Origin of the sequence: Protaetiibacter sp. SSC-01 (assembly GCF_014483895.1) — a bacterium.
Lineage (GTDB): Bacteria > Actinomycetota > Actinomycetes > Actinomycetales > Microbacteriaceae > Homoserinibacter.
In genome coordinates, this window is record NZ_CP059987.1 from 1,467,313 (window position 1) to 1,485,553 (window position 18,241).

The window sequence follows — 18,241 nt, forward strand, 5'->3', positions numbered from 1 at the left end:
CGCACCCTCGGCGTATCATCGAACGCATGTTCGAGACGGCTCGCGCGGAGGAGATCCGGCGCCTGCAGGACCGCATCCGCGGCATGCAGCGCACGCGCCTCGCCGACCGCACGCTGCCCACCTCGGAGGCGCTCGCCGAGCTGCTGCCCGAGGGCGCCCTCGCGGCGGGCGGCAGCTATGTCGTCGACGGCTCGACGGCCCTCGCCCTCGAGCTGCTGCGTGAGCCGAGCCGCGCGGGCTCGTGGTGCGCCGTCGTCGGCGTGCCCGACCTCGGCCTCGAGGCGGCGGCCGCGGCGGGGCTCGACCTCGAGCGCCTCGTGCTCGTGCCCCAGCCGGGCGATCAGTGGCTCTCGGTCGTGTCGGCGCTCGTCGACGCCGTCGCGGTCGTGCTCGTGCAGCCTCCCGCACGCGCCCGCGTGGGCGACGCCGCCGCATCCCGGCTCGCATCGCGGCTGCGGCAGCGCGAGGCTGTGCTCGTGTCGACGCGCGACTGGCCCCGCGCCCACGCGCGGTTGAGCGTCGCGGAGAGCGACTGGGCGGGCATCGGTGCGGGCTTCGGCCATCTCGCGGCACGGCAGGTGACGGTCGCGTCGAGCTCGCCCTCCTGGCAGGGGCGCACGCGATCGCGTCGACTCTGGCTCCCGGATGCGACGGGCGCGGTCTCCCCCGTCGTCGGCCGCGCCGCCGGGGAGCGCACCGCCGTGCCCGCGCCCCTGCGGGCCCTCGGCTGACGCGCCTAGGCTGACGGCATGCGGTTCCGATTCACCTCCGAGCTGCGGCGCTGGGAGGCGCGCGTGCACGACGACTGGTACTTCGTCGACCTGCCGCCCGAGCAGGCGGCCGAGGTGAAGGAGTGGGCCGACGCGCTCCCCCGCGCGGGCTTCGGGGCGGTCAAGGTCATGGCGCGCGTGGGCGGCACGAGCTGGTCGACCTCGATCTTCCCCACGGCGTCCGGCGTCTACAGCCTCGTGATCGGCGCGCGCGTGCGGAAGGCGGAGGGCATCGAGCCGGGCGACGTCGTGGAGGCCGAGGTCGAGCTCGCCTGACGCGCTCGCGAGTTGACGCATTCGAACACATGTTCGAGAATGGAGTATGAGCTCCGCGCCCCGCCTCCTCGTGCTCCACGTGCCCGACTGGGCCGTGCGCGCGCAGGCGCGCGAGCACCGCGTGCCCGAGTCGGAGCCCGTCGCGCTCATCGCCGCGGGCGCCGTCACGGCGTGCACCGCCGCGGCCCGCGCGCAGGGCGTGCGCATCGGCATGCGGCAACGCGAGGCGCAGGGGCGGTGCCCCGGGCTGCGCATCGAACGCGAGGAGCCGGCGATCGCCGCGCGCGCCTTCGAGGCCGTGCTCGCGGCGCTCGAGGAGGCGCTGCCGGGCTGGCATCCGCTCTCCCCCGGCACGGCCGCCGTGCGCGCCCGCGGCCCCGCCCGCTACTACGGCGGCGAGCTCGCCGCCGCCCGCACCGTCGTCGGCATCGTCGCGGGCGTCGGCGCGACGGGCGCGCGCGTGGGCGTCGCCGACGGTCTGTTCGCCGCCGAGCTCGCGGCACGCGGCACGGGCGGGGCGGAGTCGAGCGCCGTGCGCATCGTCCCCGCGGGCGGGGCGGGCGACTTCCTCGCCCCGCTCCCCGTCTCGGCGCTCGGCGACCCCGAGCTCGCGTCGCTCCTGCCGCGCCTCGGCATCCGCACCCTCGGCGCCTTCACGGCTCTCGACGAGGGGGATGTCGCCGCCCGCTTCGGTCCGCTCGGCGCGCGGCTGCACGCGCTCGCCCGCGGACGCGATCCCCGCCCCGCGACCCCCCGCATCCCGCCGCGCGACATCGACGCCGTCGTCGACTTCGAGCCCCCCGTCGAGCGCGTCGACGAGGTCGCGTTCGGCGTGCGCGCCGCGTGCGACGACTTCGTACGCGCCCTGCTCGGCGAGCGGCTCGTGTGCACGGCCCTGCGCGTCGAGCTCACGGGCGAGAACGGCGAGCTCGACGAGCGCGTGTGGCTGCACCCGCGCTCCTTCTCGTCGGCCGAGGTCGTCGACCGCGTGCGCTGGCAGCTGCAGGCCACCGAGGTGCTGCGCTCGCCCGTCGCCCGCGTGCGTGTGAGCCCCGACGCCGTCGACCCCGTGCACGTGCACGAGTCGGGACTGTGGGGCACGGGCCCCGACGAGCGCGTGCACTCGGTGCTCTCGCGCGTGCAGGGCATGGTGGGGCACCGCGGCGTGCTCACGCCGCAGCTCGCGGGCGGCCGCCGCCCCGCCGACCGGCAGACGCTCGTGCCGTGGGGCGACCGCGCCTCCGTCTCCCGTGGGCGCGAGCATCCGTGGCCGGGCGCCCTGCCCGACCCGCCGCCCACGACCGTCTACGCCGTGCCGCGCCCGCTGCGCGTGGAAGACGTGCACGGCCGACCCGTGACGGTCGACGACCGCGGCCGGGTGAGCGCCGCGCCCGCCGTCATCGTGTCGCAGACGGGCACCCGCCGCGACCTCACCGCGTGGGCGGGCCCGTGGCCCCTCGAGGAGCGCTGGTGGGATCCGGCCACGGCTCGCGCCGCGCATCGCGTGCAGGCCGTCGACGCGAGCGGATGCGCGTGGCTGCTCGTGCTCGACGGCGAGGGCTGGTGGGCCGAGGGGCGGTACGACTGATGGATCGGCACGAGCCGGGGGCCCGCTGATGGGCTGGAACAACCCGCCCGTTCCGTGGTCGGAGTTCGAGCGCGCCCTCTCGGGCCGCCGCCCCGAGCACGACGAGACGCGCGACGGCGGTGACGGCCCCGCGTTCTCGCGCAAGCGCGGTCCCTACCTGCCGCCGCGCGAGCTCGTGCGCGACCCCGAGGCGCTCCCCTACGCCGAGCTGCACGCGCACTCGAGCTTCAGCTTCCTCGACGGCGCCTCCTCGCCCGAGGAGCTGCTCGAGGAGGCCGAGCGGCTCGGCCTGAGCGCCCTCGCGATCGTCGACCACGACACCTTCGCGGGCATCGTGCGCTTCGCGGAGGCAGCCGAGAGCTCGAGCGTCGCGACCGTGTTCGGGGCCGAGCTCTCGCTCGGGCTGTCCGGGCCGCAGAACGGCGAGCCCGACCCCGAGGGAGAGCACCTCGTCGTGCTCGCGCGCGGCACGGAGGGCTACCACCGCCTCGCGCGCGCCATGACCGAGGCGAACCTGCGCGGCGGCGAGAAGGGCCGGCCCGTCTACGACCTCGACGAGCTCGCCGGCATCGGCAGGGGCCACTGGGCCGTGCTCACGGGGTGCCGCAAGGGCGCCGTGCGCCGAGCCCTCGAGGCGGAGGGACGGGATGCCGCGGGTCGCGCCCTCGACGAGCTCGTCGCGCGGTTCGGGCGCGACGCCGTGCACGTCGAGCTCATCGACCACGGCGACCCCCTCGACACCGACCGCAACGACGTGCTCGCCGAGCTCGCATCCGCTCGAGGGCTCCCCGTGCTCGCGACGGGCAACGTGCACTACGCGAGCCCCGACCGGCGGCACCTCGCGGCGGCGATCGCGGCCGTGCGCGCCCGGCGCAGCCTCGACGAGCTCGACGGCTGGCTGCCCGCGACGGGCGGCGCCCACCTGCGCTCGGGGCGCGAGATGCGCGAGCGCTTCGCACGCTACCCGGGTGCGATCGAGCACGGGCTCGAGCTGGCATCCGAGCTCGCGTTCCCCCTGCGCCGCGCGAAGCCGGCGCTGCCGAAGCAGCACGTGCCCGAGGGGCACACGCCCATGTCGTACCTGCGCGAGCTCGTGTGGGCGGGGGTGCCCGAGCGCTACCCCGACCTCTCCGACGCCGACCGCGCACGCATCGAGGCCGAGCTCGACGTCATCGAGAAGAAGGACTTCCCGGGCTACTTCCTCATCGTGCACGACATCGTCGCCTTCGCGCGCAGCCGCGGCATCCTGTGCCAGGGGCGCGGATCGGCCGCCAACTCGGCCGTCTGCTACCTGCTCGGCATCACGGCGGTCGACGCGATCGCCTACCGACTGCCGTTCGAGCGCTTCCTCTCGAGCCTGCGCGACGAGGAGCCCGACATCGACGTCGACTTCGACTCCGACCGCCGTGAGGAGGTCATCCAGTGGGTATTCGAGAAGTACGGGCGGCGCAACGCGGCCCAGGTCGCGAACGTCATCCAGTACCGCCCAAAGAACGCCGTGCGCGACATGGCGAAGGCGCTCGGCCACAGCCCCGGCCAGCAGGACGCGTGGTCGAAGCAGGTCGACGCGCACTCGTGGAACCTCGAGCCGGATGCCGTGGCCGACTCCGACATCCCGCGTCCCGTGCTCGAGCTCGCGCGCGAGCTGCTCAAGGCTCCCCGGCACCTCGGCATCCACTCGGGCGGCATGGTGCTCACCGACCGGCCCGTGGGTGAGGTCGTGCCGATCGAGCACGCCCGCATGGAGAACCGCACCGTCATCCAGTGGGACAAGGACGACGCGGCCTGGATGGGGCTCGTCAAGTTCGACCTGCTGGGCCTCGGCATGCTCGCGGCGCTCCAGCACTGCATCGACCTCATCCGCGAGGCGACGGGCGAGCACTGGGAGCTCGCGACGATCCCCAAGGAGGAGCCGGCGGTCTACGACATGCTGTGCCGCGCCGACTCGATCGGCGTGTTCCAGGTGGAGTCGCGCGCCCAGATGGGGCTGCTCCCGCGACTGCAGCCGCGCGCCTTCTACGACCTCGTCGTGCAGATCGCGCTCGTGCGGCCGGGCCCCATCCAGGGCGGCGCCGTGCACCCCTTCGTGCGCCGGAAGCTCGGCAAGGAGCCCGTCGAGTACGCGCATCCGAAGCTCGTGCCCGTGCTCGAGCGCACGCTGGGCGTGCCGGTGTTCCAGGAGCAGCTCATGCAGATGGCGATGGCCGTCGGCGAGTGCTCGGGCGAGGACGCCGACCTGCTGCGTCGCGCGATGGGCTCCAAGCGCGGCCTCGAGCGCATCGACCGGCTGCGCGAGAAGCTCTACGCCGGGATGGCCTCGAACGGGCTCACGGGCGCCGCCGCCGACGACATCTACGCCAAGATCCAGGCCTTCGCGAACTTCGGTTTCGCCGAGAGCCACTCGCTGAGCTTCGCGCTGCTCGTCTACGCGAGCTCGTGGATCAAGCTGCACTACCCCGCGGCGTTCCTCGCGGGCCTCCTGCGCGCGCAGCCCATGGGGTTCTACTCCCCCGCGTCGCTCTCCGCCGACGCCCGACGGCACGGGGTGCGCGTGCTGCGGCCCGACATCCTGCGCTCGGGAGCGGATGCGGGGCTCGAGCCGCTCGACCCGGACGCGCCCGTCGCACCCACGGGCCTCGACTCATGCCGCGAACGGCATCAACCGCATCCGGGCGATTTCGACCCGACCGCGCCCGATGAGTCGCGCGCCCACCGCCGCGACGGGGGCTCGGCCGTGCGCCTCGGCCTCGCGGCCGTGCGGGGCATCGGGATGCCGCTCGCGAAGCGCATCGTCGCGGAGCGCGAGGAGGGCGGGGCCTTCCGCAGCATGGAGGACCTCGTGCGCCGCGTCGGCCTCACGACGGCGCAGCTCGAGGCGCTTGCGACGGCGGGCGCCTTCGAGCCGTTCGGCCTCGCGACGCGCGAGGCGCTGTGGCGCGCCGGCTCGGCCGCAGAGGACCGCGCCGAGTACCTCGCGGGCACGGTCGTCGCCGTGCAGCCGCCGCTCTTCCCCGACCCGACGGCGTTCGAGACTCTCTCGGGCGACCTGTGGGCCACCGGCATCTCCCCCGACGACCACCCCGTACGCCACCTGCGGCCGGGGCTCGACGCACGCGGCGTGCTGAGCGCCGAGCGGCTGCGCACGGCCGAGTCGGGTCGCCGTATCGAGGTCGCGGGGCTCGTGACCCACCGCCAGCGGCCCGCGACGGCATCCGGCATCACGTTCATGAACATCGAGGACGAGACGGGCCTCGTGAACGTCATCTGCGGCGCCGGGTTCTGGGCACGTCACCGTCGCGTGGCCCGCGACGAGCCCGCCGTCATCGTACGCGGCATCCTCGAGCGCTCGCCCGAGGGCGTCGTCAACGTGCTCGCGGATGCGATCGAGCCGTTGCGAGCGGGCGTCGCGCACCGCTCGCGGGACTTCCGCTGAGGCGCGGGAGTGGGACGGGGCAGTGAGACGGGGGCTGGTTTCGACACGCCCGCTGCGCGGGCTACTCAACCAGCGGCAACACTCGCTGGTTGAGTAGCGCCGGAGGCGCGTGTCGAAACCAGCCCGTGGAACCCGCGTCAGCGAGAGACCGCGAGCTCCGCCTCCGCGAGCAGCACGCACACGCACAGCGCCTCGATCGCCTGCTCGAGCTCCGCCTCGGGCGGCATCGACGGTGCGATGCGGATGACGCTGTCGCGCGGGTCGTCGCCGTACGGGAACGCGGCGCCGGCGGGCGTCACGGCGACACCGATCGACTTCGCGAGCTCGACCGCGCGCGACGCGGTGCGCGCGGGCGCATTGAGGGTCACGAAGTAGCCGCCCGTGGGCTTCGTCCATGTCGCGTGGCCCGTGAGCCGCTCGCTCAAGACGCGATCGACGATCGCGAACTTGGGCGCGAGCAGCGCGCGGTGCTTGCGCATGTGCGCCCGCACGCCCTCCGCGTCGCCGAAGAAGCGCGCGTGACGCAGCTGGGTGAGCTTGTCGGGGCCGATCGTCTGAACGGACGCGTTCTTCTTGTGCCACGCGATGTTGGCGGGGCTCGAGGCGAAGAACGCGACGCCGGCGCCCGCGTGGGTGATCTTCGAGGTCGACGCGAACACGAACACGCGGTCGGGGTTGCCCGCCTCCGCGGCGAGTCCGAGGATGTCGATCGGTGCGGGCTCGTCGTCGGTGAGGTGGTGCAGCGCGTAGGCGTTGTCCCAGAAGATGCGGAAGTCGGGCGCGGCCGCAGGCATCGCGACGAGCGCACGCGCCGTGGCCTCGTCGACGGTCGAACCGGTCGGGTTCGCGTACATCGGCACGATCCACATGCCGCGCACGGCGGAGTCGGCGAGGTGCTTCTCGATCGCCGGAAGGTCGAGCGAGCCGTCCTCGAGGTACGGCACCGAGATCATCCGGATGCCGAGCGCCTGGGTGATCGCGAAGTGCCGGTCGTAGCCGGGCGACGGGCACAGGAACGCGATGTCCTTGCCGACCCAGGGCTCGCCGCCGGGCGTGCCGTGGAGGAGCAGCTCGACGACCGTGTCGTGCATCTTCTGCAGGCTCGCGTTGCCACCCGCGAGCAGCTGCGGCACGGGGATGCCGAGCAGCTCGGAGAAGATCTCGCGCAGCTCGACGAGGCCGTCGGTGCCGCCGTAGTTGCGCAGGTCGGTGCCCGCCGTGTCGCGGTGGTCGGTCGAGAGCGGGATGTCGAGGAGTCCGTTCGCGAGGTCGAGCTGCGCCGCCGAGGGCTTGCCGCGCGTCAGATCGAGCGCGAGGCCCTTCTCGCGCAGCGTCTGGTATTCGGCACGGAGGCTCTCGAGGGTGTCGGACATGCCCTCAACGCTACCCGTTCGGCATGCCCCTTCTCGGATGCCGCACGGCGCCTGGCGCCCGTCGGCGGAGCCTCAGCGGGGCGAGCCGAGACGCTTCCGTAGCAGGTCGATGCGGGCCTGCAGCTGGGCGACCGTGCAGCGGGCGACCTCAGGCCCTCCGCACAGGCGACGCACCTCCGCGTGCACCTGCGCGTGCGTCTGCCCCGTACCGCGCGCGTGGATGCTCACGAGGCTGTTGAGCAGCCGCCGCTGTTCGGTGAGCGTGCGGTGGAGGGGCTGGGGCTGCGTCTCGGGCTCGCCGAGCTCCCTGCGGTCCTCGCCGCGGCGCGCCTGCCGCTGCTGGCGGTGCTTGAGCAGCTCCGACACCTGCTCGGGGTCGAGGAGTCCCGGGATGCCGATGAAGTCCCACTCCTCGGGGCTTCCGGGCGTCGCGAGGCTGCCGTACTCCTCGCCGTCGAACATCGCCTTCTCGAAGGTCGCGATGGAGGCGAGCGCCTGCCACTCGAACTCGTCGGCGAGCTCCGACGACGACTCCTCCTCGCGGTTGGCCTCGTCGACGAGCGCGTCCTCGAGCAGGGCGCCCTCGGGCGTCTCTCGGTCGAGGGCGTGGTCGCGCTGGCGCTCGAGCTCGGCGCCGAGGCGCAGGAGCACGGGAACGCTCGGCAGGAACACGGTCGCGAGCTCGCCGCGACGTCGGGCGCGCACGAAGCGCCCGATGGCCTGGGCGAAGTAGAGCGGCGTCGAGGCGCTCGTGGCATAGACGCCGACGCACAGGCGCGGCACGTCGACGCCCTCCGACACCATCCGCACGGCGACCATCCACCGCTGGGTGCCCTGCGCGAACTTCGTGATGCGCTCGCCCGAGCCGGCGTCGTCGGAGAGCACGAGCGTCGGGGGCGTGCCCGTGAGCTCGGTGAGGATCTTCGCGTAGGCGCGCGCCGCCGCCTGGTCGGTCGCGATGACGAGACCGCCCGCATCCGGGATGTGCTGGCGCACCTCACGCAGGCGGCGGTCGGCCGCCGAGAGCACGGCCGGCATCCAGTCGCCCCCGGGGTCGAGCGCCGTGCGCCACGCCTGGGCGGTGACGTCCTTGGTGTCGTCCTGGCCGAGCGCGGCCTCCATCTCGTCCCCGGCGCGAGTGCGCCAGCGCATCGAGCCCGCGTAGCTGAGGAAGACGACGGGGCGCACGACGCCGTCACGCAGCGCGCGTCCGTAGCCGTAGGCGTAGTCGGTCTGCGACATCCGGATGCCGCGCTCGTCGCGGGCGTACCTCACGAACGGGATGGGCGAGGTGTCGCTGCGGAACGGGGTTCCCGTGAGTGAGAGCCGCCGCTCGGCGCCCTCGAACGCCTCCCGCACGGCGTCGCCCCAGCTGAGGGTGTCGCCGGCGTGGTGGATCTCGTCGAGGATGACGAGGGTGCGGGCCGATTCGGTGAGCTCACGGTGCAGGCTCGCGCGCACGGCGACGCCCGCGTACGTCACGACGACGCCGTGGAACTGCCGCGACTCCCGTCCGTGGCGGTTGCTGAAGCGGGGGTCGAGGCGGATGCCGGCGCGATGCGCGGCGTCAGCCCACTGCACCTTGAGGTGCTCGGTCGGCGCGACGACCGTGATGCGGTCGACGATCCGGCGCTGGAGGAGCTCGGATGCGAGCCGCAACGCGAAGGTCGTCTTGCCGGCGCCGGGGGTCGCGGAGACGAGGAAGTCACGTCGGCTGGCCGGATTGACCGTGGGGTCGAAGTAGGCGGTGAGCGCCTCCTCCTGCCACGCACGCAGCTTGCCGGCGGTACCCCACGCGGCACGCTCGGGGAAGCTCGGGGGCAGATGGTCGGCGGCCGCGGTGGCGCGGAACACCCGCTCTGCCGACGACTCGCTCACTCGACCCGATCGTAGTCGAGGGCGACGGGACGTCGGGGCGTGTCGGGCACGTCAGTCGTCTCCGTGTCCGACGCGGCGCTTGATGACGGGCTTGAGCAGGGCGGCGGGCCGCACCGCGCCCGCGCCGAAGCGCTCCGCGATCGCATCGACGGTCTGCTCGGCCTCGCGCCAGTCCTCGTCGTCGTCCCACAGTCCGAGCGCGGCGACGTCGCCCGTGAGCTGCTCGGCGCGCACGCCGATGAGCCGCACGGGGCGCCGCGAGGTGTTCGCCTGGTCGTAGAGCGAGCGCGCCTCTTCGTAGAGCCGACGGCCGAGGTCGGTCGGCTCGGCCAGGGTGCGCGAGCGCGTGATGGTCGTGAAGTCGTCGAACCGCAGCTTGATCGAGACCGTGCGCCCCATGACGCCCGCGCGACGCAGCCGCTGGCCCACCGCATCCGCGAGCTGCAGGAGCACACGATGCAGCTCGGCGGGGTCGGTGCGGTCGGTCTCGAAGGTCGTCTCGTGCCCGATGGACTTCTCCTCGTGCCCGGGCGTGACCGGACGCGGGTCGCGGCCCCAGGAGAGGTCGTGAAGGCGCTGGGCACCGGCCTCGCCGATCGCCCGACGCAGCATGTCGAGGGGTGCGTGGGCGAGGTCGCCGACCGTGCGGAGGCCGAGACGCACGAGCACCTCCTCGCTCTTCCCGCCGACGCCCCACAACGCGGACACGGGCAGCGGATGCAGGAAGTCGACCGTGCCCGCAGCGGGCACCACGAGCAGGCCGTCGGGCTTCGCGCGGCTCGAGGCGAGCTTCGCGACGAACTTCGTGGCGGCGGCGCCCGCCGAGCAGCGCAGACCGGTCTCCGAGTAGACGCGCTCGCGCAGCCGCGTTCCGATAGTCCAGGAATCGCCCATGAGGCGACGCGCCCCCGCGACGTCGAGGAACGCCTCGTCGACGCTCAGCTGCTCGACGTGCGGCGTGATGTCGCCGAGGATCTGCATCACTCGCTTGGAGTAATAGGCGTATCGGTCGAAGTGCGGCTCGAGCACGATCGCGTGCGGGCAGCGGCGCAGGGCCACGGCCATGGGCATCGCCGAGTTGACGCCGTAGCGCCGCGCCTCGTACGTCGCGGCGGTCACGACCGAGCGCTGCGAGCGGTGACCGACGATGACGGGCTTGCCCACGAGATCGGGGCGCTCGAGCAGCTCGACGGACGCGAAGAAGGCGTCCATGTCGACGTGCATGACGTGAGCCGCGGGGTCGTCGACGCGGTCGGCGCTCACCTCGCGCGACGACCCGTCCTGCTTGCTCACGGGGTCATCCTGTCACGCACCTCGGACGCCCCCGGACGTGCGGACGGCGCCCGTCCCGCGCGCGTGGTGGCAACGGGAGGGGCGCCGTCGGCGATGGTCTCAGGCGCGCGACTTGCGCCCCGTGATGAGACCCCAGATGAGCAGCACGATGATCGAGCCGCCGATGGCGAGCAGCCACGTGCGCCAGTCCCAGAACTCCTGCAGGCCGACTCCGAAGAGAGCCGATCCGATCCAGCCGCCGAGCAGGGCGCCGACGATGCCGAGCAGCAGCGTGACGATCCACCCGCCGCCCTGGCGTCCGGGGAGGATGAGCTTCGCGATGGCGCCGGCGATGAGGCCGAGCACGATCCAACCGAGGATTCCCATGGGTCACTCCGTTCCGTCGCCCCTCGTTCGGGGGGTTCCGACGCGACCCACTCAACTCCGGGCGCGGCGGCCCGGCAAGACCCTGGCGCGATGCGGCATCCTGGTGCTATGGCCAAGCAGCACCCCTGGCGTCGCTACGTCGCGATCGGAGACTCGTTCACGGAGGGCATCGGCGATCCCGAGCCCCGCGTGCCGGGTGGCAACCGCGGATGGGCGGACCGCGTCGCGGAGGTGCTCGACGCGCAGGCCGAGGGCTTCGCGTACGCCAACCTCGCCATCCGGGGTCGCCTCCTGCAGCAGATCCTCGACGAGCAGGTCGAGCCGGCGCTCGCGCTGCAGCCCGACCTCATCACGATCTCGGCGGGCGGCAACGACATCATCCGCCCCGGCACCGACCCCGACGAGGTCGCCGCTCGGCTCGAGGGCGGTATCGAGCGGCTGCGCAGCGGCGGCGCGACGGTCGTGCTCTTCAACGGCCCGGACATCGGCGGCACGCCCGTGCTCGGGCGCATCCGCGGCAAGGTCGCGATCTACAACGAGAACCTGCACTACATCGCGAAGAAGCACGACGCGATCGTCGCCGACATGTGGGCGCTGCGCGAGCTCGCGGACCCGCGGATGTGGGCGCCCGACCGCCTGCACTTCTCCCCTACCGGCCACCACACGATCGCGATCATGGTGCTCGACTCGCTCGGCGTCGAGCACGACCTCGCGCCGTTCCAGCCGGAGCCCCTGCCCGCGACGCCGTGGCGGCAGGCGCGCATCGACGACATCGTGTGGGCGCGCGAGCACTTCGCGCCGTGGATCATCCGCCGCATCCGCGGCACCTCCTCGGGCGACGGCATCACGCCGAAGCGCCCCGTGCCCGAGCGCGTGGTCGTCGACACCGACGGCGCCGCGGACTGACCTCAGCCCATCCCGAAGATGATCTCGGGATGTCCGAGGCGCCACCAGGGGCCCGGGTCGTCGACCTCCTGCGCGAGCACGAGCGGCACCGAGACCGTCGTCGTGCCCGCCGTGAAGACGAGCTCGCCGACCTCCTCGCCCTGCTCGGCGAGCCGGATGTCGTCCGCCGTCACGCGCGCCGTGATCGGGGTGTCGCCCCACACGACGACCGAGGCATCGTGTGCCGCGACGGCATCCGCTCGGTCGCCCCACGGGGTCTCGTAGCTCGCGAGCACCTCGCCCGCCGCGACGAGGGGCACCTCGCGGTAGCCCGCCTGCACCTGCTCGATCATCGAGCGGATGGCGGCGTTGATCGTCGCGTGGTCGGGGCCGTCGAGGACGACGCCCACGAGGTCGATCTCGCGCGAGCCGACGGTGATCGTCGCGGAGAACAGCAGGTTCGCACCCTCGAGGGTGCCCGTCTTGATGCCGTCGATCCCGTTCACGCCGAGGAGCTTGTTGGTGTTCTCGACCGCCCCGATGTTGCTGAGCGACGCGCTCGGCATCGCGACGATCTCGGCCACGACGGGGTGCTCGAGTGCGAGCTCCCCGAGCCGGAGCAGCTCGGTGGCCGTCGCCGTGCTGCCCTCGTCGAGCCCCGAGGTGTCGACGACCTGGATGCCGGGCAGCCCGTGCGCGTCGAGCCACGTGCGCGCCGCCGCGAGGTAGGCGTCGACGGAGCCGAACGCCCACACGGCGAGCGACGTCGAGTAGTTGTTGGCCGACGGGATGAGCATGAGCTCGAGCAGCTCCCGTTCGCTGTACACCTGCCCGGCGCGCACGGGCTTCACGGAGCCGTTCCGCATGAGGTAGTCGCGGTAATAGCCCACGTCGGTCGAGGTCATCGTGATCGAGGGGCCCGGCTCCCCCGGCGCGAGCGGGTGCGCGTCGAGCACGACGAGGGCCGTGATGACCTTCGTGATGCTCGCCATGGGCAGCGGCGCGGTCGTCCCGGCCTGCGCGAGCACGCCCTCCTGCCCGATCGCCGCGATGGCGGATGCGCCGTAGCCGGGCAGGCTCGTCGTGGCGGCGGCAGGCGTCGCGATCTGCGGGGCCGCGACCACGGCATCCGTCTCGGCGACGGGCGCGAGGAGCGTCAGCGGCAGGTAGGCGATACCGCCCAGCACGGCGAAGAGGCCGCCGAACACCGCGATGCGCCGTCGTCGGTAGACCTGGCGTCGGGTGAGGGGCACCGGAGCATTATCCCGGTCGCGCGCCGGGAGGTTGCCGAGGCGCCGCCGCACGCGTCGATCCCTCGCTCCCCACCCCCCAGAGATAGTTCCCGTTCCGCGCGTTTGCACCCGTTCGTTCGGCGACTAACACGCGGAACGGGAACTATGGCACGACGCGGAGTGCCCAGAGGGCGACAGCGGATGCCGCGGCGACGTTGAGGGAGTCGATGCCCCGCTGCATGGGGATGGTGACGACGCGGTCGGCGTTCGTGAGAGCCGCGCGGCTCAGGCCGTCGCCCTCCGTGCCGAACAGCAGAGCGACCCGCTCGGGAGGATCGGCCGCGTAGGCGTCGAGGCTCACGGCCTCGTCATCGAGCGCGAGGGCGGCGATCTCGAACCCGGCCGCGTGCAGCTCGTCGGCACCCTGCGGCCACTCGGGCAGCCGCGTCCACGGCACCTGCAGCACGGCGGCCATGCTCACGCGCACCGAACGGCGGTAGAGCGGGTCGGCGCAGCGCGGCGTGACGAGCACGGCATCCGCTCCGAGGCCCGCGACGGCGCGGAAGATCGCCCCGACGTTGGTGTGGTCGACGATGTCCTCGAGCACGACGACACGCCGGGCGTCGCGCAGCAGCTCGGCGACGCTCGGGAGCTCGGGGCGGTGCATCGACGCGAGGGCACCGCGGTGCAGCACGAAGCCTGTGATCTGCTGGAGCAGCTCGGGTGGCGCAACGTACACGTCGACGTCGACGTCGGCGAGCAGGGGCTCGAGGTCGGGAATCCACTTCTCCTGCAGGAGCACCGAACGGGGGCGGTGGGCCGCCTCGAGCGCGCGCTGGATGACCTTCGTCGACTCGGCGATGTAGAGCCCGCCCTCGGGCTCGGAGAGTCGGCGGAGCACGACGTCGGTGAGGCGGAGGTAGTCGGTGAGCCGGGGGTCGGCGGGGTCGTCGACCGGCACGAGCTGCATGCGTCGATTCTGCCAGCCGAAACATCCCGGAAAACTCCGGGGCCTACGCTGAGGGGGCGGAAGGAGGCACGGATGTCGATCGCGACGCTTCCCGCACCGGGCGATGCGACGGGCACGCTCGCGCCCGCGCTCGACGCCGCGGAGCGCCTCCTCGCCGGGCGCCGCATCGCCGTGCTGACGGGCGCCGGCATCTCGACCGACTCCGGCATCCCCGACTACCGCGGCGCGGGGGCTCCCGTGCACCGCAAGCCCATGGACTTCTCCGCCTTCCTCGGCGACGAGCGCTCCCGTAAGCGCTACTGGGCGGGCAGCCACCTCGGCTGGAGCCACTTCTCGACCGCGACGCCCAACGCGGGCCACCGCGCCCTCGCCGAGCTCGAGGCGGACGGGGTCGTCACGGGCATCGTCACGCAGAACGTCGACGGCCTCCACGCGCGCGCCGGCTCGCGCCGCGTCGTCGAGCTCCACGGGGCGATGCGCCGCGTCACGTGCCTCACGTGCGGTCAGACCTTCGCTCGCGCGGACATCGCCGAGCGCATGACGCGCGAGAACCCCTGGCTCGGCTACCCGGATGCCATCGAATCGGGCCCCGACGGCGACGTGCAGATCGACTACGTCGACCAGATGATCGTGCCGACGTGCACGGTGTGCGGCGGCATGCTCAAGCCCGACGTCGTCTTCTTCGGCGAGTTCGTGCCCCAGACCGTCTTCGCCTCGGCGCGCGCGATCGTCCGGGGATCTGACGCGCTCATCATCGCCGGCTCCTCGCTCGTCGTGAACTCCGGCATCCGCCTGCTCGATCAGGCCGTCAAGGCCCGGATGCCCGTCGTCATCGTCAACCGAGGCGAGACGAGGGGCGACCGACGCGCGAGCCTCAAGATCGACGCGGGCGCCTCCGAGGTGCTGGGCGCCCTCGCCGCGCGGCTTCGGTAGTCTCGTTCCTCCGGGCCGACGGGCCCGCACCGGAGGACCCATGACCGAGCTGTACCTCGTGCGCCACGGCGAGACCGACTGGAACGCGGCGCGCCGCATCCAGGGGCGGACGGACATCCCGCTCAACGACGCGGGCCGCGCGCAGGCGCGCCAGGCCGCCGAGCTGCTCGCGCGCCGCCGCTGGGACGCGGTCTACTCGAGCCCGCTGTCGCGCGCGCACGAGACCGCGAGCATCATCGCCGAGCGTCTCGGCATCGACGAGGTGACGGATGTCGCCGAGCTCGTCGAGCGCGACTACGGCGACGCCGAGGGCATGAGCTTCGAGCAGATCGAGGCGCTCTACCCCGAGGGCGTCCGCGCGCCCGGGCAGGAGACGCGCGCCGAGGTCGCCGCGCGTGTCGTCCCCGCCCTCCTCGCACTCGCGGAGCGGCATCCGGGCGAGCGGATCCTCGTCGTGAGCCACGGCGGCGCCATCCGCTCGGTGCTGCAGACCGCAGAGCCCGAGACGCAGCATCCGCGCATCACGAACGCCTCCGTGCACAGCTTCCGCGTCGAGGACGGCGCGCTGCGGCTCATCGCCTTCGACGACCCGATCGAGGAGGAGTCGATCCTGCCCGAGTGCGAGGACATCGACGCCCAGAACGCCGTCGAGGCGGCCGAGGACGGCGAGCCCCTGCAGGCGGTGGACGCCTGATGGGGGCTGCGGACACCTATGCCGAGCGCCTGCGCGCGCTCGGTCTCGAGGTCGAGATCCGCGAGTTCCCCGAGGGCACGCACACGGCGCAGGATGCGGCGGATGCGATCGGCTGCCCCGTCGCGGCGATCGTCAAGAGCCTTGTCTTCACGCTCGACGGCGAGCCGCTGCTCGCGCTCGTGTCGGGTGCGAACCGCGTCGACACGGATGCGCTCGGCGCGCGTCTCGGCGGCACGCTCGGCAAGGCCGACGCCCGCACGGTGAAAGAGGCGACGGGCTTCTCGATCGGCGGCGTCCCGCCGCTCGCGCACGCCCGTCCGCTCCACACCGTGATCGACGAGGATCTCCTGACGCTCGAGGTGCTGTGGGCCGCCGCGGGCACGGCGTCGAGCGTCTTCGCGATCGCGCCCGGCGACCTCGTACGTCTCGCGGGCGGCGAGGTGCTCCCCGTCGCCCGTTGATTGGTCGGTTTCCCGCCTCATACGGCCCGGATGAGGCCGATCACCGACCGGTCAGCGAGGGGTGCGCGCCACCCGGTCGAGCAGCTCGAGCAGCACCGCGGCGGAGCGGTTCCAGTCGAAGTGGGCGGCCTGCGCGCGTGACGCGTCCGAGCGGCGCTTCCATTCGGCGGGGTCGCCGAGGGTGCGGATGGCGGATGCGACGGAGGCGTCGTCGCGCGGGTCGGCGTAGACGGCGGCCTCTCCCCCGATCTCCCGGAAGATGGGGATGTCCGAGACGACGACAGGCGTACCGCGCACCATGGCCTCGACGAGCGGCAGACCGAAGCCCTCGTCGAGCGACATCGTGACGAGCGCGAGCGCGCCGTCGAGCAGCGCGCCGTACTCCTCGTCGGTCACGCCGTCGTGGATCACGAGCGACCCCGCGGGGGCCAGCGCTTCGAAGCGGGCGCGGTCGGCGGGCGAGATGCGGCTCAGAAGGTGCAGTCGGTGGCCCGGCAGCTCGTGGAGCGCCCGTGCGAGCGCCTCGACGTTCTTGTACGGCATGAACGAGCCCATGTAGAGCAGGTCGCGGCCCTCCGGCTGCGTGCGGGCGGCATCCGCCTCCACGGGGTCGGCGGCGTTCGAGACGATCGTGATCGGCCGGTCGGTGAGCCGGTGCTCGCGCATGAGATCGCGCGTCGTCGCGGAGACGGTCGCGACGGCGTCCGCGCGGTTGAGGAGCACCCGCTGGGGCCACCACGCGAGGTGGTAGAGCCGCCACAGGATGCGCACCGGCCACGGGAGGTCACGCGGGGGCGTGCGGTTCCGGTAGTAGATGAGGTCGTGCAGCGTCAGCACGAGGCCGTAGCGGCGGCCCCACGACCCGATCGTCTGCATGGGGCTGAAGAGCACATCCGGCTCGAGGCGGTTGAGGCGCCGTGCGATCGTGAGCTCGCGCGGACTCGTGGGCGAGGTCGCGAGCTCCCACGGCAGCTCGGGCAGCATCGCGAGCTGGCCCTCATCGGAGACGACCATGACGACCTCATGCCCCGCATCGTGTGCGAGGGGCGCGAGCGACGCCACGAGGTTGGCGGTGTAGCGGCTGATCCCGTCGTGCCGCGGGAAGCGGATGTAGCGGCAGTCGACGAGGATCCTCACCGGGCGGCCCCTGGCGGCGTTCCCGCGGGAAGCGATGCGAGGAAGTCGCGGATGGCATCGGCGACGGGCCCGGGGGTCTCGTAGTGGGCGAGGTGGCCCGTGCCGGGCACCTCGACGAGGCGCGCGTCGGGGAAGAGGGCGACCGCCTCCCGCTGCCCCTCGATGGGCGCGATGCGGTCGACGGCGCCCGCGATGAGCACGGTCGGCACCTGCACGCGCGGCGCGGCGGCGCGCACGTCCGTGCTGACCGACGCGTCGAACGCCTCGGCGACCGTGCGGGCGTCGGAGAAGCCGTTGAAGTAGCGGTGATGCTCCTCGTGGATCCACCTGCGCAGGGTGCGGTCGGGCGTCTTCACGAGGTTCATGCTCATGAACTGCACGATGACGGGGTTGCCGAGCCACACGCGCGCGAGGCTCTCGGGCATGGCCCGCGTCACGCCGTAGAAGGCGCGCGTGAGCCCCGTGATGCCCCGACCGGCCGCGACCTTCGGGTCGGTCGTGATGGGGTTCACGAGGATGAGCGCGCGAGCGGGCATACCGCCCGCGATCGCGTGCGACGACACCATCGAGCCGAAGGAATGCCCCAGCACGACCGGCGGCGCCGGCAGCTCGAGCGACGCGATGAAGGCGGCGAGCCAGCGACCGTAGCCCTCGATCGAGTGCGGGGCCTCGGTGAGCGGCGTCGACACGCCGAAGCCGGGCAGGTCGGGGCTCACGATCCGGATGCCGTCGAGCTGCGCGACGACCGGCTCGAGCCCGTGGTGGTCGCCCCGGTACCCGTGCACGAGCACGACGACATCGCGGGCATCCGCAGGTCCGAAGTCCCAGTAGCGGGTGCGCGAGCCGAGGATCTGGGCCTCTCTCTCGCGGACCGGGATGCGGGCGAGGGCCTCGGCGTGCGGGGTCGGGACGGACATCGTTGCGATTCTAGGCGTGCGTCCAGTGCAGAAGG

General features: G+C 73.1%; 16 protein-coding genes. 8 read left to right on the forward strand and 8 right to left on the reverse strand.

All coding sequences use genetic code 11. The features are described from left to right. Nucleotides 1-26: 26 nt before the first annotated feature. From H4J02_RS06960 to H4J02_RS06975, 4 genes are read left to right on the forward strand one after another with little or no spacing between them, the layout of a single operon-like run. Nucleotides 27-731 carry a hypothetical protein gene (locus tag H4J02_RS06960; protein ID WP_187676341.1) on the forward strand — a complete coding sequence of 235 codons (705 nt, stop codon included), beginning with the start codon at nt 27-29 and terminating at the stop codon, nt 729-731. 18 nt (nt 732-749) lie between these two features. After that, nucleotides 750-1,046, forward strand: coding sequence for a DUF1905 domain-containing protein (locus H4J02_RS06965; RefSeq protein WP_187676342.1), 297 nt, complete (start codon nt 750-752; stop codon nt 1,044-1,046). A 46-nt stretch (nt 1,047-1,092) separates the two neighbouring features. Continuing rightward, the gene (locus tag H4J02_RS06970) at nt 1,093-2,634 is read left to right on the forward strand and encodes a DNA polymerase Y family protein (protein ID WP_187676343.1); all 1,542 of its coding nucleotides are present in this window, start codon (nt 1,093-1,095) and stop codon (nt 2,632-2,634) included. Nucleotides 2,635-2,662: 28 nt separating this feature from the next. Then, nucleotides 2,663-6,067, forward strand: a complete 3,405-nt coding sequence (locus H4J02_RS06975; RefSeq protein ID WP_187676344.1) for an error-prone DNA polymerase — start codon at nt 2,663-2,665, stop codon at nt 6,065-6,067. 137 nt (nt 6,068-6,204) lie between these two features. On the opposite strand, the gene H4J02_RS06980 is transcribed toward H4J02_RS06975, so the two are convergent. From H4J02_RS06980 to H4J02_RS06995, 4 genes are all read right to left on the reverse strand, one after another. After that, a complete protein-coding gene (locus tag H4J02_RS06980) occupies nt 6,205-7,440 on the reverse strand; it encodes an aminotransferase class I/II-fold pyridoxal phosphate-dependent enzyme (protein WP_187676345.1) in 1,236 nt (411 codons plus the stop codon). A gap of 72 nt (nt 7,441-7,512) precedes the next feature. Continuing rightward, a complete protein-coding gene (locus tag H4J02_RS06985; protein ID WP_262406260.1) occupies nt 7,513-9,318 on the reverse strand; it encodes a DEAD/DEAH box helicase in 1,806 nt (601 codons plus the stop codon). Nucleotides 9,319-9,369: 51 nt separating this feature from the next. Continuing rightward, nucleotides 9,370-10,611 carry a DNA polymerase IV gene (gene dinB / locus H4J02_RS06990; protein WP_187676346.1) on the reverse strand — a complete coding sequence of 414 codons (1,242 nt, stop codon included), beginning with the start codon at nt 10,609-10,611 and terminating at the stop codon, nt 9,370-9,372. A 99-nt stretch (nt 10,612-10,710) separates the two neighbouring features. Further along, complete coding sequence (locus H4J02_RS06995) at nt 10,711-10,977, reverse strand: GlsB/YeaQ/YmgE family stress response membrane protein (RefSeq protein WP_187676347.1); 267 nt, start codon at nt 10,975-10,977, stop codon at nt 10,711-10,713. A gap of 108 nt (nt 10,978-11,085) precedes the next feature. Here H4J02_RS06995 and H4J02_RS07000 point away from each other — a divergent pair, with 108 nt between their 5' ends. Beyond that, nucleotides 11,086-11,883, forward strand: a complete 798-nt coding sequence (locus tag H4J02_RS07000) for an SGNH/GDSL hydrolase family protein (RefSeq protein ID WP_187676348.1) — start codon at nt 11,086-11,088, stop codon at nt 11,881-11,883. Between the two features lie 2 nt (nt 11,884-11,885). Here H4J02_RS07000 and H4J02_RS07005 read toward each other — a convergent pair whose 3' ends face one another. Further along, nucleotides 11,886-13,115 (reverse strand): D-alanyl-D-alanine carboxypeptidase family protein, encoded by a 1,230-nt coding sequence (locus tag H4J02_RS07005; protein WP_187676349.1) that lies wholly within the window; start codon nt 13,113-13,115, stop codon nt 11,886-11,888. 142 nt (nt 13,116-13,257) lie between these two features. Next, nucleotides 13,258-14,064: an RNA methyltransferase gene (locus H4J02_RS07010; protein WP_187673938.1), complete on the reverse strand. Its 807-nt coding sequence runs from the start codon at nt 14,062-14,064 to the stop codon at nt 13,258-13,260. A 72-nt stretch (nt 14,065-14,136) separates the two neighbouring features. Between H4J02_RS07010 and H4J02_RS07015 the strand changes: the two genes are divergently transcribed. The 3 genes from H4J02_RS07015 to H4J02_RS07025 are packed head-to-tail and all read left to right on the forward strand — an operon-like array spanning nt 14,137 to nt 16,152. After that, complete coding sequence (locus tag H4J02_RS07015) at nt 14,137-14,997, forward strand: Sir2 family NAD-dependent protein deacetylase (protein WP_187673939.1); 861 nt, start codon at nt 14,137-14,139, stop codon at nt 14,995-14,997. Nucleotides 14,998-15,037: 40 nt separating this feature from the next. Beyond that, nucleotides 15,038-15,691 (forward strand): histidine phosphatase family protein, encoded by a 654-nt coding sequence (locus tag H4J02_RS07020; RefSeq protein ID WP_187673940.1) that lies wholly within the window; start codon nt 15,038-15,040, stop codon nt 15,689-15,691. Continuing rightward, on the forward strand, nt 15,691-16,152 hold the full coding sequence (locus H4J02_RS07025; RefSeq protein ID WP_187673941.1) for a YbaK/EbsC family protein: 462 nt from the start codon (nt 15,691-15,693) through the stop codon (nt 16,150-16,152). The genes H4J02_RS07020 and H4J02_RS07025 overlap by 1 nt, the downstream gene beginning before the upstream one ends. A 51-nt stretch (nt 16,153-16,203) precedes the next feature. Here H4J02_RS07025 and H4J02_RS07030 read toward each other — a convergent pair whose 3' ends face one another. Further along, nucleotides 16,204-17,289: a glycosyltransferase family 1 protein gene (locus H4J02_RS07030; RefSeq protein ID WP_187673942.1), complete on the reverse strand. Its 1,086-nt coding sequence runs from the start codon at nt 17,287-17,289 to the stop codon at nt 16,204-16,206. After that, on the reverse strand, nt 17,286-18,206 hold the full coding sequence (locus H4J02_RS07035) for an alpha/beta fold hydrolase (RefSeq protein ID WP_187673943.1): 921 nt from the start codon (nt 18,204-18,206) through the stop codon (nt 17,286-17,288). Before H4J02_RS07035 ends, H4J02_RS07030 begins: the two co-directional genes overlap by 4 nt. Nucleotides 18,207-18,241 lie beyond the last annotated feature (35 nt).

What these genes read in the sequence shown, in the direction of transcription:
- H4J02_RS06960 (WP_187676341.1), top strand. Translation starts at nt 27, where the DNA reads ATGTTCGAGACGGCTCGCGCGGAGGAGATCCGGCGCCTGCAGGACCGC.
- H4J02_RS06965 (WP_187676342.1), top strand. Translation starts at nt 750, where the DNA reads ATGCGGTTCCGATTCACCTCCGAGCTGCGGCGCTGGGAGGCGCGCGTG.
- H4J02_RS06970 (WP_187676343.1), top strand. Translation starts at nt 1,093, where the DNA reads ATGAGCTCCGCGCCCCGCCTCCTCGTGCTCCACGTGCCCGACTGGGCC.
- H4J02_RS06975 (WP_187676344.1), top strand. Translation starts at nt 2,663, where the DNA reads ATGGGCTGGAACAACCCGCCCGTTCCGTGGTCGGAGTTCGAGCGCGCC.
- H4J02_RS06980 (WP_187676345.1), bottom strand. Translation starts at nt 7,440, where the DNA reads ATGTCCGACACCCTCGAGAGCCTCCGTGCCGAATACCAGACGCTGCGC.
- H4J02_RS06995 (WP_187676347.1), bottom strand. Translation starts at nt 10,977, where the DNA reads ATGGGAATCCTCGGTTGGATCGTGCTCGGCCTCATCGCCGGCGCCATC.
- H4J02_RS07000 (WP_187676348.1), top strand. Translation starts at nt 11,086, where the DNA reads ATGGCCAAGCAGCACCCCTGGCGTCGCTACGTCGCGATCGGAGACTCG.
- H4J02_RS07010 (WP_187673938.1), bottom strand. Translation starts at nt 14,064, where the DNA reads ATGCAGCTCGTGCCGGTCGACGACCCCGCCGACCCCCGGCTCACCGAC.
- H4J02_RS07015 (WP_187673939.1), top strand. Translation starts at nt 14,137, where the DNA reads ATGTCGATCGCGACGCTTCCCGCACCGGGCGATGCGACGGGCACGCTC.
- H4J02_RS07020 (WP_187673940.1), top strand. Translation starts at nt 15,038, where the DNA reads ATGACCGAGCTGTACCTCGTGCGCCACGGCGAGACCGACTGGAACGCG.
- H4J02_RS07025 (WP_187673941.1), top strand. Translation starts at nt 15,691, where the DNA reads ATGGGGGCTGCGGACACCTATGCCGAGCGCCTGCGCGCGCTCGGTCTC.
- H4J02_RS07035 (WP_187673943.1), bottom strand. Translation starts at nt 18,206, where the DNA reads ATGTCCGTCCCGACCCCGCACGCCGAGGCCCTCGCCCGCATCCCGGTC.